Origin of the sequence: Mesorhizobium sp. LNHC209A00, assembly GCF_000502915.1 — a bacterium.
In the GTDB taxonomy this organism is placed as follows: domain Bacteria; phylum Pseudomonadota; class Alphaproteobacteria; order Rhizobiales; family Rhizobiaceae; genus Mesorhizobium.
Genome location: NZ_AYWT01000002.1, coordinates 750,166 through 762,107, shown reverse-complemented (window position 1 = coordinate 762,107; position 11,942 = coordinate 750,166). Strand labels below are relative to the sequence as shown.

The window sequence follows — 11,942 nt, the reverse complement described above, 5'->3', positions numbered from 1 at the left end:
ACGTCAAAGCTCGGCATAGAGATGGGCGGCGTTTTCAAAAGTGAAGCGCAGGGGTACCGAGCCTTCGACCTGCCAGACGGTGACCATCTCGCCGGCCAGCAGCCGGCAGGCGCCGCCGGTGTCGGTAACCGCGCCGCCATAGAGCCGGTTGGCTAGGTTGAGGATGCCGGTCTGGTGCATGGCCATGCTGCCGCTGCCGCAGGCATCCTTGACCAAAAGCACGCGAAAGCCCCTTGCCACGGCATCCCTGACCGACGCGTCGATACAGGCCTCGGTCCACACGCCAGCTATGACAAGCCATTCGATGCCGGAAGCCTTGAGCCGGTCGCCAGCCGGACCGGAGCGGAAGGCGCTGGCCTCGGCCTTGATCAGCACCGCCTCGCCATTGCCTGGCGCCACCTCGTGGCAGATCTCGGTCAGCGGGTCGCTCTTGTCGGAAAAGGCCGACTTGCCGTCTTCGCCGACCGGATGAAAGGGCCGGTCCTGGCTGTCGAGATCGACGATATAGGCCCAGTGATGAAGCGGCACATGGTTTTGCCGCGCCGCCGCCTGTAGGCGCTGCACGTTGGCGAGGATTCTTTCGTAGCCCTCGACAAGGTAGCGCTTGTCCTGCCGGTGCTCTTCCTGCAGGTCGATGAACACGGCGGCCACCGTGCCGCGCTTGAGGGAGATAGGGCTTTTCATGCGAGTGGTCTCATGCGAGCGCGCCTGGTTCGAAAGCCAACGCCTTTCCGTCCCGTGGGCTGTCGGAACTCTTGCAGGCCGGCCGAAGCCTCCCCGACTTCGTCATCCACGGGCGGAGCGGGAGCGAAGCGGACGCGCAGACCCGAGGATCCATGCGGTGACCTCGACCGTCGCGTGCATTGGAGCAGATCCGCACCGTTGCCGGCGCGCTGAAGTCGCGGCTTGGATCCTAGGGTCCGCGCCGCGTCGCAACGCTCCTTGCTTCGCCCTGGGATGACGAAGCGAGGGGTGTTTCGCCCGTTTACGGTGAGGTGGCCAACCCACATCAAACCTGCGTCTCCAGAAACTCATCCTCATAGGGAAAGCGCGACAGGAGCTCGGTGCCGGTCTCGGTGATCAGGATTTCGTCCTCCAGCTTGACGCCTTCGCGGCCGCCCTTCTCGCCAATATAGCTTTCCACGCTCACCACCATGCCTGGCACGATATGGCCGTCGCGGCCATAGGTCTCGTAATCCATGGCATGCGCGATGAACGGCGTCTCGCCATGCATGCCGACGCCGTGCATGACCGAGGTGTAGCGCTGGTCGACGAAGCGGTCCGGAATTTTCCACGCCTTCTCCGCGATCTCGCGGAACGCCATGCCGGGCTTCACGATGGAAATATTATGCTGAACCTGATCGTGCGCCATGCGGTAGAGCGACTTCTGATAAGGCGTCGGCTTGCCCGGCCCGCAGCGGAAGGTGCGGGAAAAATCCGAATAATAGCCGTAACAGCCGATCGTGTCGGTATCGAGCGCCAGCAATTCGCCGGGCCTGATCTTGCGGCCGCTGGCCTCGTTGAACCACGGATTGGTGCGCTGGCCCGAGGTCAGCAGCCGGGTCTCGATGAATTCGCCACCCTGGCGGATGACCTCGCCATACATGATGGCGAACAGATCGTTTTCGGAGACGCCGGGCTTGATCGCCTCGCGCACCGCATAGACGGCGGCCTCGGCGCCGGCCATCGACACCTGCAGGCATTTCACCTCCTCCGGCGTCTTCACGGCGCGCACGGCCAGGATTTCGCCCTGGCAATCGCGAACCTCGCAGCCGCGCTTTTCAAGCGCCAAGGCCTGCAAATGGCTGCAGCGGTCGAGCCCGAGTTTCATCGAGCCGCCGCCGTGCCTTCTCAGCAGTTCGGCGATCTCGTCCGCGAAGGGCCCGGCGGTCTCGTCGTCGCGGCCGGAGACCGAAGACCAGACCAGCTTGGAAGGACGCGCCTCGTCGATCGTGTCGAGCACCATCGAGACATGGTAGCTCTGCGGATATTCGAACAACACGATCGGCCCGTCGGTCGGAATGAAGAAATAGCGGGTCGAGTTGCGCAGGAAATAACCGAACATGTTGCGCGAGCCGGTGGCATAGCGCTGGTTGTAGGGATCGAACAGCACGACGCCGCCATAGCCAGCGTCACGCATCCAGCCGCGCAGTTTGTTGAGCCGGCCTTTGCGCAAGGCGTCGGCATCGATGAAGGACGGCTCGGTGTCTGACAGCCACATGCCGCCGGCCGGATCGGCCGCGGCCGGGTGGCGCATGCGATCCTTGAAGTCGACGTCCTCGGTGCTGTCTGGGTCGAATACGACGATGCTCATGGGGTGCCTGGCCTTGGCTGGATTGCAAGGCGAGACCATGGCGCAGAAGGTGAGAAAACATTGTGCGAAAAACCGCGTTTGTTATGCGGTATGCCGCTGAGCTAATGCCGCCGCGCCAGCTTCGGCGGATGGCCGTGCTCCTCGCGAAAGGCACGGGCAAAGCTCGACATAGAGGCAAAACCGCAGGCCAGCGCCACGTCGCGCACAGCCAGCGTCGAGTGCGCCAAGAGGTCGGCGGCGCGTTTCAGCCTGAGCCGCCGATAATAGCCATTGGGCGAGATGGCGAGTTCGGAGCGGAAGGAGCGCTCGAGCTTGTCGGAGGAAACGCCGAGCCTTGCCGTCAGCTCGGCCATGCCGAGCCGCTCCTCCACCGCGTCCTCCATGATGGCGATGGCCGACAGCACCAGTTCGTTTTGCACGCCGGTGCGCAGGCGCAAGGGCATCAGCTTGCGGTCGACGCTGGAGCGCAACTGGCTGTGCACGAACCACTCGGCGACGCCCGCGGCAAGTTCGGCGCCGTAATCCCGGGTGATGATCTCCAGCATCATGTCGAGGCTGCCGACGCCGCCGGCCGAGGTGAAACGCTTGCGGTCGATCACATAGAGATCGCGCCGCAGCTCGATGTTGGGAAAGGCCTCGGTGAAGGCGGCCTGGCTGGTCCAGTGCAAGGTGCAGGCATGGCCGTCGAGCAGGCCCGCACGGGCCAGGAAGAACGCCGCATCCGCGACCGCGCCGATATGAGCGCCGGCGCGCAGGCTGCGGCGGATCCAGCTCGCGGCGTCCTCGGCGACGAGATGATCGGCGTCGCCGCCAGAGCAGACCACGATGCGGTCGACCTTGGGCGCTGCCTCGGCGTAAAAGCCTGGCTGGATGACGACGCCGTTCGAGGCCTCGACCGGACCCTGGGTCGCCCCGACGATGATCCAGCGGTAGCATTGCCGCTTCGCCAGTAGGTTGGCGGCGCGCAGTGGCTCGATGACCGAGCTGAACGCCATCATCGGAAAGCCGGGGAACACCAGCACCGCGAAGGTGAGCGGGGGGTCCGAGGGTTTGGGTGGTTCGCGCGTGGCCATGGCGTCCGGAGCCGGGAGGATCGGGGGCTACAATTCGGGCAGATGGGCTTCGGGGTCAACGGTGTTCGGCCGAAGGCAAAGGGGCGAACGCAAGCGCTCAGTCCAGATACCGGGACACGCGCGCCTTCAGAAGCGCGATCAGCTCCGGGTCCATGAATTCATAGTCGTCGGGGATGTCGAGGCAGATCACCTTGGCCGCCTTCAGGCCAGCACTGAATTGCTTCCGCAGTTTCGTCCGGTGGGTTTTCTCCATGACAAAGATGATGTCCGCCCAGCCGACGAGTTCGTGCGTCAGCGGCGCGTCGGCATCATGATTGGTGCCGGCCGAGGCGACTTCGATGTCGCGCCGCGTGGAAAACACCTGCTCGGCGGTCGGGCTGCGCAAGCGGTTCTGGCTGCAGACGAAAAGGACGTTTTTCAACGTTACTGTCTCTTGGTGAGCATGATCTCGTCCGAAAACCGGTTCCTATTTTTCGGGATCATGCTCTACCGCGCCAGATCGGCCACAACGGCGTCGAGCACGATCATACCGGCCGGCGTGGCGCGCAGGCGGGAATTGCCGATCGGCGCCACCAGGCCTTCGCCCTGCAGCACCGACAGCCGCGCGCTCGACAGGCCGCGCCCGGAGAAGGCCTCGTAGCGGGAGAGGTCGATGCCTTCGGCGAGCCTGAGCCCCATCAAAAGAAACTCGTCCGCCTCTTCGGAGCGCGTCAGGAGCTCGCCGCCAGTGATGCCATGGCCCTTGGCCTCGACCAGATTGGCCCAGGTTTCCGGCATCCGTTCGGCGATGGTCACCACACGATGGCCGTTCTCGACGAAGCGGCCATGCGCGCCGGGGCCGACGCCGACATATTCGCCGTAGCGCCAGTAGGTCAGATTGTGCCGGCTTTCGGCCCCCGGCCTGGCGTGGTTGGAGATCTCGTAGGCCGGGAGGCCGTGCGCCGACGTGATCTCCTGCGTCAGTGCATAGAGATCGGCGGCGTGGTCGTTATCGGGAACGACGAATTTCTTCGCCGCGTGCAGCGCATGGAAGGGCGTGCCTTCCTCGATGGTCAGCTGGTACAGCGATAGGTGGTCGGCGGCATGGCCGATCGCCTGTTCGAGTTCCGCCTGCCAATCCTCTGGCGTCTGCCCGGGACGCGCATAGATCAGGTCGAAGGACAGGCGCGGAAAGATGTCGCGCGCGAGCCCGATGGCGTGCAAGGCTTCCCTTACGTTGTGCAGCCGGCCGAGAAAACGCAAATCCTTGTCGTTCAGCGCCTGCACGCCGAGCGAGACGCGGTTGACGCCCGCCGCCCGGTAACCGCGAAACCGCTCCGCCTCGACCGAGGACGGGTTGGCCTCGAGCGTTACCTCGATGCCGTCAGGCACCGTCCAGTTCCTGGCCACGGAGTCCAGGACCCTGGCCACGGTTTCCGGCTTCATCAGCGACGGCGTGCCGCCGCCGAGGAAGATGCTGGTCACTTCGCGTGGCCCGGTGCGCTGGCGCATCGTTGCCAACTCGGCCTCGAAGGCCGCGGCAAAGCGCTCCTGGTCGACCGGCTGGTGGCGGACATGGCTGTTGAAGTCGCAATAGGGGCACTTGGCCGCGCAGAACGGCCAATGCACGTAGACGCCGAAGCCGGGACCGCGGTCGAGAGCCATGGTGGTGCCGGATCCGATCATGCCGAGCCAAGCCTCACCGAACCAAGCCGGGCTTGGGCGAATTTCTGGAAGGCGCGGGCGCGGTGCGACAGCGCCGTCGCCTGGCCGGGTTTCCAGCCGTGCTTTTCCTCCGCGCTCATTTCGCCGAAGGTCTTGTCGAAGCCATTGGGCAGGAACACCGGATCATAGCCGAAGCCGAGCTCGCCGCGCGGCGGCCAGACCAGCGTGCCCTCGGCCTCACCGCGATAATATTCGGCCTCGCCGTCGGGAAAGGCGAGGCAGATGACGGCGACAAAGCGGCCCGTGCGCCGTTCGGGCGTGGCCGCGCCAACTTCCTGCATCGCCACTTCGGTGCGCTGCATGGCCATGGCGAAATCGCGCGATCCGTCCGGAGTCTCGGCCCAGTTCGCTGTATAGACGCCGGGCGCGCCGTCGAGCGCGTCGACACACAGGCCAGAATCGTCCGACAGTGCCGGCAGCCCGGTCGCCTTTGCGGCGGCAAAGGCCTTGATGTAGGCGTTTTCCTCGAAGGTGGTGCCGGTTTCGTCCGGCTCGGGCAGGCCATACGCCTTGGCCGATTTCGCCTCGAAGCCGAACGGCCCCATCAGCTCGGCGAATTCGCGCAGCTTGCCTTCATTGTGGCTGGCGACGACGATCTTCTTGCCATCAAGCGCATGGAGGTTTGGCGAATGCATCAAAGGCCCCAGATTCTCGGCTCGGCGAACTCGATCGAATTGCCCGAAGGGTCGCGTATATAGATCGAACGGCCACCTTGCGGCCATTCGAATTCGCTTTCGATGGCGATTTTCTTCGCCATGAGATGGGCTTTCCAAAGCTCAATTTCATCGGCGGTCGCGGCAAAGCACAGATGGCCCTCGCCGACCGCGCCATGCGGCGGCACTTTCAGCCTTGCATCGGGTGCGGGCGGAATTTTGGTCGCCTCGGCGTTGAAGACGAGCAGCACGCCCACGCCACAGCGGAAGAACAGGTGGCGGCCGTCGACCTTGCCGAGGGGAGTGAGGCCGAGAATGTCGGTGTAGAAGACTTCTGCTTCAGCGAGGTCGGTGACGTAGAGGGCCGATTCCAGGATTGCGGAGGGTGTCACGAGGCGCCCCCCTCTGCCCTGCCGGGCATCTCCCCCTCAAGTGGGGAGATTGGCGGTTTCAGCTCCGCCGCACATCCTGCGCCGTTGATAGATGTCGAAAGCCGATCGAACATCCGATCTCCCCCCTTGAGGGGGAGATAGCCGGCAGGCCAGAGGGGGGCGCCCAGGCTCGGCATCGAAAACTCAGGCCACCGCCATCTGCTGCAGGCTGACCAACCGGGAAATGCCCTTCTTGGCCAGGCCCATCAAGGCCGCGAATTGCTCTTCGGAGAAAGGCTCGCCTTCGGCGGTGCCCTGGATCTCGACGATGCCGCCCTTGCCGGTCATGACGAAATTGGCGTCGGTGCCGGCCGAGGAATCCTCGATATAATCGAGATCGATGACCGGCTGGCCGTCATGGATGCCGCAGGAAATCGCCGCGACATGATCCTTCAGCACTTTCGAAACGCTCGCCATCTGCCGCGCTTCCATCCAGCGCAGGCAGTCATACAACGCCACCCAGCCGCCGGTGATCGAAGCGGTGCGAGTGCCGCCATCGGCCTGGATGACGTCGCAGTCGACGGTGATCTGCTGTTCGCCCAGCGCCTGCAGGTCGACCACGGCGCGCAGCGAACGGCCGATCAGCCGCTGGATTTCCAGCGTGCGGCCGCCCTGCTTGCCGGCTGAGGCCTCGCGGCGCATGCGCTCGCCGGTCGAGCGTGGCAGCATGCCATATTCGGCCGTCACCCAGCCCTTGCCGGAATTGCGCATCCAGCCAGGCACCTTTTCCTCGAGGCTCGCGGTGCACAGGACATGCGTGTCGCCGAACTTCACCAGGCACGAGCCTTCGGCATGCTTGGAGACGCCGCGCTCGAAGGATATGGCGCGCATTTCGTCGAATTGGCGTTTGGAGGGGCGCATTCGGCCTGCTTTCTTGTCATTTTTGAATTGTGGCCGGCTTGTAGCCCCACCAAGCCCGTGGTGCAAAGGAAAATGGCCGAGCGATCCGGCACAGACACCGGGTTGCGCGCGGCGCACCGAAGTCTATATCCTTGAACCGGAGGTTTTTGGCCGAATGACCAAGGCAGTCGATCCCGTTTCGCAGTCGTTGGCTCTTCAGTCACTCGACATGCGCTCGCGCGACATCTTCCGGCGCATCGTCGATTCCTACCTGCGGGACGGCGAACCCGTGGGCTCGCGCAGCCTGTCGCGCATCCTGCCGTCCTCGCTGTCGCCCGCCACCATCCGCAACGTGATGAGCGACCTCGAGCATCTCGGGCTGATTTATGCGCCGCACATCTCGGCCGGGCGCCTGCCGACCCAGGCTGGCCTGCGTTTCTTCGTCGACGCCTTCATGGAGCTTGGCGACCTCTCCGACGAGGAGCGCCGCACCATCGAGGCACAGGTGCGGGCCTCCGGCTCGGGCGCGACGCTTGAGCATATGCTGACCGAGGCCAGCCAGATGCTGTCGGGCATGTCGCGCGGCGCCGGCCTGGTGCTGGCGGCCAAGAACGAGGTGGCGCTCAAGCATATCGAATTCATCCAGCTGGAGCCGACCAAGGCGCTTGCCGTGCTGGTCTCGCAGAATGGCGATGTCGAGAACCGCGTCGTCGAACTGCCCGCCGGCATCACCGTCTCGCAACTGCACGAGGCCTCGAACTTCCTCAACGCGCATATTCGCGGCCGCACGCTGGCCGAGGCGCGCACCGAGATCGCCCGCATCAAGGAAGAGACGAGAGCCGCCCTCGACACGCTGTCGCAGGACCTCGTCGAGAAGGGACTTGCGGTGTGGGCCGGCGCCGAAAGCGGCCTGCCGGCGCGGCTCATCGTGCGCGGCCGCGCAAATCTGCTGGAAAACGTCACCGCCCAGGCCGACATCGAACTCTTGCGCCACCTGTTCGAGGACATGGAGACGCAGGACGGGCTGATCCAGCTGCTCGACCTCGCCGAGCAGGGATCGGGCGTGCGCATCTTCATCGGCTCGGAGAACAAGCTGTTCTCGCTGTCGGGCTCGTCGCTGGTGGTGGCGCCCTATCGCGACAAGGACGCCCGCGTCGTCGGTGCGCTCGGCGTCATCGGCCCGACCCGGCTCAACTATGCCCGCATCGTGCCGATGGTGGATTATACGGCGCAGCTGATTTCCCGCATGCTGAGGTAAGAGAGCCGAGGAATTATCGCTTTGGGTTCCATGCCGGAATTCGACCGCGTCCCGAGGACGATGACTTTCCTGGCGGGACCCAATCCAAACGGGCTGCAAAGGAGAAAAAGAATGGCGCTCGAATCGTTCAAGGCCCAGATCAGTCTGCTGCTCGAAGAGATGGTCAACCAGCCGGAGGACCAGCACGAAATTCAGGAACAGCTGCGCGAAAAACTGCGGGAAATGCGCGCCATGGGCCTGCCGTTGCCGGCCGATCTCGTTGAATTGGAAAAACGCCTGGACGACGATTTTTACGCTGCCGGGACCTGATTCCAGGAGGTTGCTTCAAGTCATTGTGCGTCACGGAACCCACGGGCAAACCGATCGTTGATTTCCCTCACGACTGATTGGAGGAAGTGATGCGACTGGCTGGACTGGCGATGTCCGCACTGTTTATCACGACCGCGGCGCTCGCCCAGCAAGCGGACCAGCCTCTGCTCAAAGGTACGGCCGCCTTCGGCGACTGGCGGGCGGACAGGCCCGGCATACGCCGGCTGATCAAGCCGGAAGACCTGCCGAAGCCCTATGTCACCGAATCCGCCTCCAATAGCGCCGGCGTAATCGACATGCCGGCGGATGCAAAGCCGCATCTGCCGCCGGGATTTTCGGCCGAGTTGATCGCCTCGGGGATCGACAATCCGCGCGTCGTGCGCATCGCACCCAATGGCGACCTGTTCGTTGCCGACAGCAAGGCCAACCAGGTCCGCGTCTATCGCCTGGCGAAGGGCAGCGCGAAAGCCGCTGAGAAAAGTATCTTTGCCGGCGGTCTCAACCGGCCCTATGGCATTGCCTTCTATCCCCCGGGCAAGGACCCGCAATGGGTCTACGTCGCCAATAGCGACAGCATCGTGCGTTTTGCCTATGGCAATGGCGACCTGAAGGCCTCGGGCGAGCCGCAAACCATCGTCGGTGACATCCCCTCGACCCACCACTGGACCCGCGACATCGCCTTCTCGCCCGACGGCAAGACACTTTACCTCTCCGTCGGCTCCGGCTCGAATGTCGCCGAGGACATGGGCAAGAGGCCCAGGGGCGGGCTCGACGCCTGGGCCAAGGCTGAGCCGCTCGGCGCCAGTTGGGGTTCCGAGGCGGGCCGGGCCGAGGTCCGGGCCTTCGATCCCGACGGCAAGAATGGCCGCACAGTCGCCACCGGCTTGCGCAACTGTTCGGGCATGACCGTCCAGCCGGCGACCGGCGCGCTATGGTGTGTCGTCAACGAGCGTGACGGGCTCGGCGACGATGTGCCCGCCGAATACGCGACATCGGTCAGGGAAGGCGCCTTCTATGGCTGGCCCTGGTATTATATCGGCGACAATGAGGACCCGCGTCACAAGGGCGAGCGGTCCGATCTCGCCGGCAAGGCTGACAATCCCGACGTGCTGATGCAGGCGCATTCCGCGCCGCTCAACATCGCCTTCTACGATGGCAAGGATTTGCCCGCCGACGCCGGCTTTCCCCAGGCGTATCGAGGCGACGCCTTCGTTGCCCTGCACGGCTCTTGGAACCGCGGCAGCAGGACCGGCTACAAGGTGGTCCGGCTCAAGTTCAAGGACGGCAAGCCGACCGGCGAATACGAGGATTTCATGACCGGCTTCGTCGTTTCCAATGGCGAAGTGTGGGGCCGCCCGGTCGGCGTTGCGGTGGCCAGCGACGGATCCTTGATCGTCTCCGAGGACGGCAACGGCACGATCTGGCGCGTGACTTACAATGGCGACCGCTCCTGATCTTCTTGCGAACCGGTCCAATGCCGTCTGGTGCAAGCGAATCCCGCGCTCAGGGCGTTCTCCTGGAGGCCGTCCCGTGCGACAAGGCCGCGACCGCCCTTGGACGCCACGCCATGACCCTCACCGGATTCCTCGCCTACAGTGCCGCTCTCGGTATCGCCGCCGCCATTCCTGGCCCCGGCGTCACCGCGCTGGTCGCGCGTGCGCTGGGCTCGGGCTTTCGCTCGTCGCTGGCCATGTCCTTTGGCCTCATGCTTGGCGATCTCACCTACCTGACCGCCGTGGTGCTGGGTCTCGCTTTCGTCGCGCAGGAGTTCGGCATGGTATTCCTGGCCATCAAATGGGCCGGCGTCGCCTACCTGGCTTTTCTCGGCTGGCGCTTCTGGACCGCCGGCATCAGACCCGAAACCGTCGAAGCCCGGAAGGGCAAGGGCGGATTGCTGTCGAGCTTCGTCGCCGGCCTCACCGTGACGCTCGGCAATCCGAAGACGATGATCTTCTACCTCGCCATCACGCCGACCATCGTCGACCTGAAGACGATCACGCTTGCCGATTACGGCATTCTCGTCGCGCTGACGGTCATCGTCCTGTTCGTCGTGCTGCTGCCTTACCTGGTGCTGGCGGCCAAGGCGCGCTGGTTCCTGAAGTCGCCGCGCGCGCTGAGGGTGCTGAACCGCACCGCCGGCGCCTTCATGGTTGGCGCGGCGGCGGCGATCGCCGCCCGCCAGTAGGTCGTTTCAGCCAAACCATTCCCCGGCCTGGGCTGTTTCGAGAAATGCGTTTCCGAGGGCCAGGCGTTTTCAGCACGCGCTCCCACTCGGATATTTTCCAGCTGCGGCCTATCTTGCGCGGTTGAAAGCCCTATTCTGTCGGCGACTGCCAATTGCCTGAAATCCAGGGAGCGAAACCAATGAACAAGCCCGTCACTTCAGCCCGTGTGCCCGGCCGCGGCCGCATCTACAATTCCATCACCGACACGATCGGCGACACGCCCCTGGTACGGCTCGACAAGTTCGCCAAGGAGAAGGGCATCGTCGCCAATCTGGTCGCCAAGCTCGAATTCTTCAATCCGATCGCCTCGGTCAAGGACCGTATCGGCGTGGCGATGATCGAGGCGCTGGAAGCGGCGGGCAAGATTGCCCCAGGCAAGACCACGCTGATCGAGCCGACATCCGGCAACACCGGCATCGCGCTCGCCTTCGCCGCCGCCGCCAAGGGCTACAAGCTGATCCTGACCATGCCGGAGACGATGTCGGTAGAGCGCCGCAAGATGCTGGCGCTGCTCGGCGCCGAACTGGTGCTGACCGAAGGTCCGAAAGGCATGAAGGGCGCCATCGCCAAGGCTGACGAACTGGCCGCGACGATCCCCAACGCCATCATTCCGCAGCAGTTCGAAAACCCCGCCAATCCGGAAATCCATCGCACGACGACGGCCGAGGAAATCTGGAACGACACGCAGGGCGAAGTCGACATCTTCGTCGCCGGCATCGGCACCGGCGGCACCATCACCGGCGTCGGCCAGGTGCTGAAGAAGCGCAAGCCCTCGGTCCAGATCGTCGCGGTCGAACCGGAGGCCTCGCCGGTGTTGTCGGGCGGCCAGCCCGGCCCGCACAAGATCCAGGGCATCGGCGCTGGCTTCGCGCCAAAGATCCTCGACACAACGATCTATGACGAGATCGTCAAGGTCTCGAACGAGGATTCGGTCGCCAATGCGCGCCTCATCGCCCGCCTCGAAGGCGTGCCGGTCGGCATCTCGTCGGGTGCCGCCCTGCAGGCAGCAATCGTCGTCGGCTCGCGGCCCGAGAACAAGGGCAAGACCCTGGTGGTGATCATCCCGTCCTTCGCCGAGCGGTATCTGTCGACGATCCTGTTCGAGGGGCTGGGGGCTTAGGGCTTCGATACCCAG

At 64.5% G+C, this 11,942-nt stretch carries 13 protein-coding genes; 5 read left to right on the top strand and 8 right to left on the bottom strand.

Annotation, left to right across the window (positions count from 1 at the left end; translation table 11 throughout):
- Positions 1 to 3 precede the first annotated feature (3 nt).
- The 8 genes from X739_RS158925 to rph all read right to left on the bottom strand — a co-directional run bounded on the left by X739_RS158925 (position 4) and on the right by rph (position 7,036).
- On the bottom strand, positions 4 to 684 hold the full coding sequence (locus X739_RS158925; RefSeq protein WP_023771949.1) for an isochorismatase family protein: 681 nt from the start codon (positions 682 to 684) through the stop codon (positions 4 to 6).
- Positions 685 to 1,009: 325 nt separating this feature from the next.
- A complete protein-coding gene (locus X739_RS158930) occupies positions 1,010 to 2,314 on the bottom strand; it encodes a Xaa-Pro peptidase family protein (protein ID WP_023771950.1) in 1,305 nt (434 codons plus the stop codon).
- A 101-nt stretch (positions 2,315 to 2,415) separates the two neighbouring features.
- Positions 2,416 to 3,387 (bottom strand): GlxA family transcriptional regulator, encoded by a 972-nt coding sequence (locus X739_RS158935; protein ID WP_031251963.1) that lies wholly within the window; start codon positions 3,385 to 3,387, stop codon positions 2,416 to 2,418.
- A 97-nt stretch (positions 3,388 to 3,484) separates the two neighbouring features.
- Entirely contained in the window at positions 3,485 to 3,808 is a 324-nt protein-coding gene (locus X739_RS158940) for a low molecular weight protein tyrosine phosphatase family protein (RefSeq protein WP_023771952.1), read from the bottom strand.
- 65 nt (positions 3,809 to 3,873) lie between these two features.
- Entirely contained in the window at positions 3,874 to 5,052 is a 1,179-nt protein-coding gene (gene hemW / locus X739_RS158945; protein ID WP_023793455.1) for a radical SAM family heme chaperone HemW, read from the bottom strand.
- Positions 5,049 to 5,726: an RdgB/HAM1 family non-canonical purine NTP pyrophosphatase gene (gene rdgB / locus X739_RS158950; protein WP_023771954.1), complete on the bottom strand. Its 678-nt coding sequence runs from the start codon at positions 5,724 to 5,726 to the stop codon at positions 5,049 to 5,051. Before rdgB ends, hemW begins: the two co-directional genes overlap by 4 nt.
- Complete coding sequence (locus X739_RS158955) at positions 5,726 to 6,136, bottom strand: VOC family protein (protein WP_023771955.1); 411 nt, start codon at positions 6,134 to 6,136, stop codon at positions 5,726 to 5,728. Before X739_RS158955 ends, rdgB begins: the two co-directional genes overlap by 1 nt.
- Positions 6,137 to 6,319: 183 nt before the next feature.
- The gene (rph, locus tag X739_RS158960) at positions 6,320 to 7,036 is read right to left on the bottom strand and encodes a ribonuclease PH (RefSeq protein ID WP_015314794.1); all 717 of its coding nucleotides are present in this window, start codon (positions 7,034 to 7,036) and stop codon (positions 6,320 to 6,322) included.
- 154 nt (positions 7,037 to 7,190) lie between these two features.
- Here rph and hrcA point away from each other — a divergent pair, with 154 nt between their 5' ends.
- From hrcA to cysK, 5 genes are all read left to right on the top strand, one after another.
- Positions 7,191 to 8,273, top strand: coding sequence for a heat-inducible transcriptional repressor HrcA (hrcA, locus tag X739_RS158965; RefSeq protein WP_023771957.1), 1,083 nt, complete (start codon positions 7,191 to 7,193; stop codon positions 8,271 to 8,273).
- A 111-nt stretch (positions 8,274 to 8,384) separates the two neighbouring features.
- A complete protein-coding gene (locus X739_RS158970; RefSeq protein WP_015314792.1) occupies positions 8,385 to 8,582 on the top strand; it encodes a hypothetical protein in 198 nt (65 codons plus the stop codon).
- Between the two features lie 89 nt (positions 8,583 to 8,671).
- Positions 8,672 to 10,036, top strand: a complete 1,365-nt coding sequence (locus X739_RS158975) for a sorbosone dehydrogenase family protein (RefSeq protein WP_031251962.1) — start codon at positions 8,672 to 8,674, stop codon at positions 10,034 to 10,036.
- A gap of 113 nt (positions 10,037 to 10,149) precedes the next feature.
- Positions 10,150 to 10,767: a LysE family translocator gene (locus X739_RS158980; RefSeq protein ID WP_023771959.1), complete on the top strand. Its 618-nt coding sequence runs from the start codon at positions 10,150 to 10,152 to the stop codon at positions 10,765 to 10,767.
- Between the two features lie 179 nt (positions 10,768 to 10,946).
- Positions 10,947 to 11,927 (top strand): cysteine synthase A, encoded by a 981-nt coding sequence (gene cysK / locus X739_RS158985; RefSeq protein WP_023782025.1) that lies wholly within the window; start codon positions 10,947 to 10,949, stop codon positions 11,925 to 11,927.
- The last annotated feature ends 15 nt before the right edge of the window (positions 11,928 to 11,942 follow it).

Bases quoted from the DNA above. Each gene is read 5' to 3' on its own strand.
- X739_RS158925 (WP_023771949.1), bottom strand. From the start codon at position 684: ATGAAAAGCCCTATCTCCCTCAAGCGCGGCACGGTGGCCGCCGTGTTC.
- X739_RS158930 (WP_023771950.1), bottom strand. From the start codon at position 2,314: ATGAGCATCGTCGTATTCGACCCAGACAGCACCGAGGACGTCGACTTC.
- X739_RS158935 (WP_031251963.1), bottom strand. From the start codon at position 3,387: ATGGCCACGCGCGAACCACCCAAACCCTCGGACCCCCCGCTCACCTTC.
- hemW (WP_023793455.1), bottom strand. From the start codon at position 5,052: ATGATCGGATCCGGCACCACCATGGCTCTCGACCGCGGTCCCGGCTTC.
- rdgB (WP_023771954.1), bottom strand. From the start codon at position 5,726: ATGCATTCGCCAAACCTCCATGCGCTTGATGGCAAGAAGATCGTCGTC.
- rph (WP_015314794.1), bottom strand. From the start codon at position 7,036: ATGCGCCCCTCCAAACGCCAATTCGACGAAATGCGCGCCATATCCTTC.
- hrcA (WP_023771957.1), top strand. From the start codon at position 7,191: ATGACCAAGGCAGTCGATCCCGTTTCGCAGTCGTTGGCTCTTCAGTCA.
- X739_RS158970 (WP_015314792.1), top strand. From the start codon at position 8,385: ATGGCGCTCGAATCGTTCAAGGCCCAGATCAGTCTGCTGCTCGAAGAG.
- X739_RS158975 (WP_031251962.1), top strand. From the start codon at position 8,672: ATGCGACTGGCTGGACTGGCGATGTCCGCACTGTTTATCACGACCGCG.
- X739_RS158980 (WP_023771959.1), top strand. From the start codon at position 10,150: ATGACCCTCACCGGATTCCTCGCCTACAGTGCCGCTCTCGGTATCGCC.
- cysK (WP_023782025.1), top strand. From the start codon at position 10,947: ATGAACAAGCCCGTCACTTCAGCCCGTGTGCCCGGCCGCGGCCGCATC.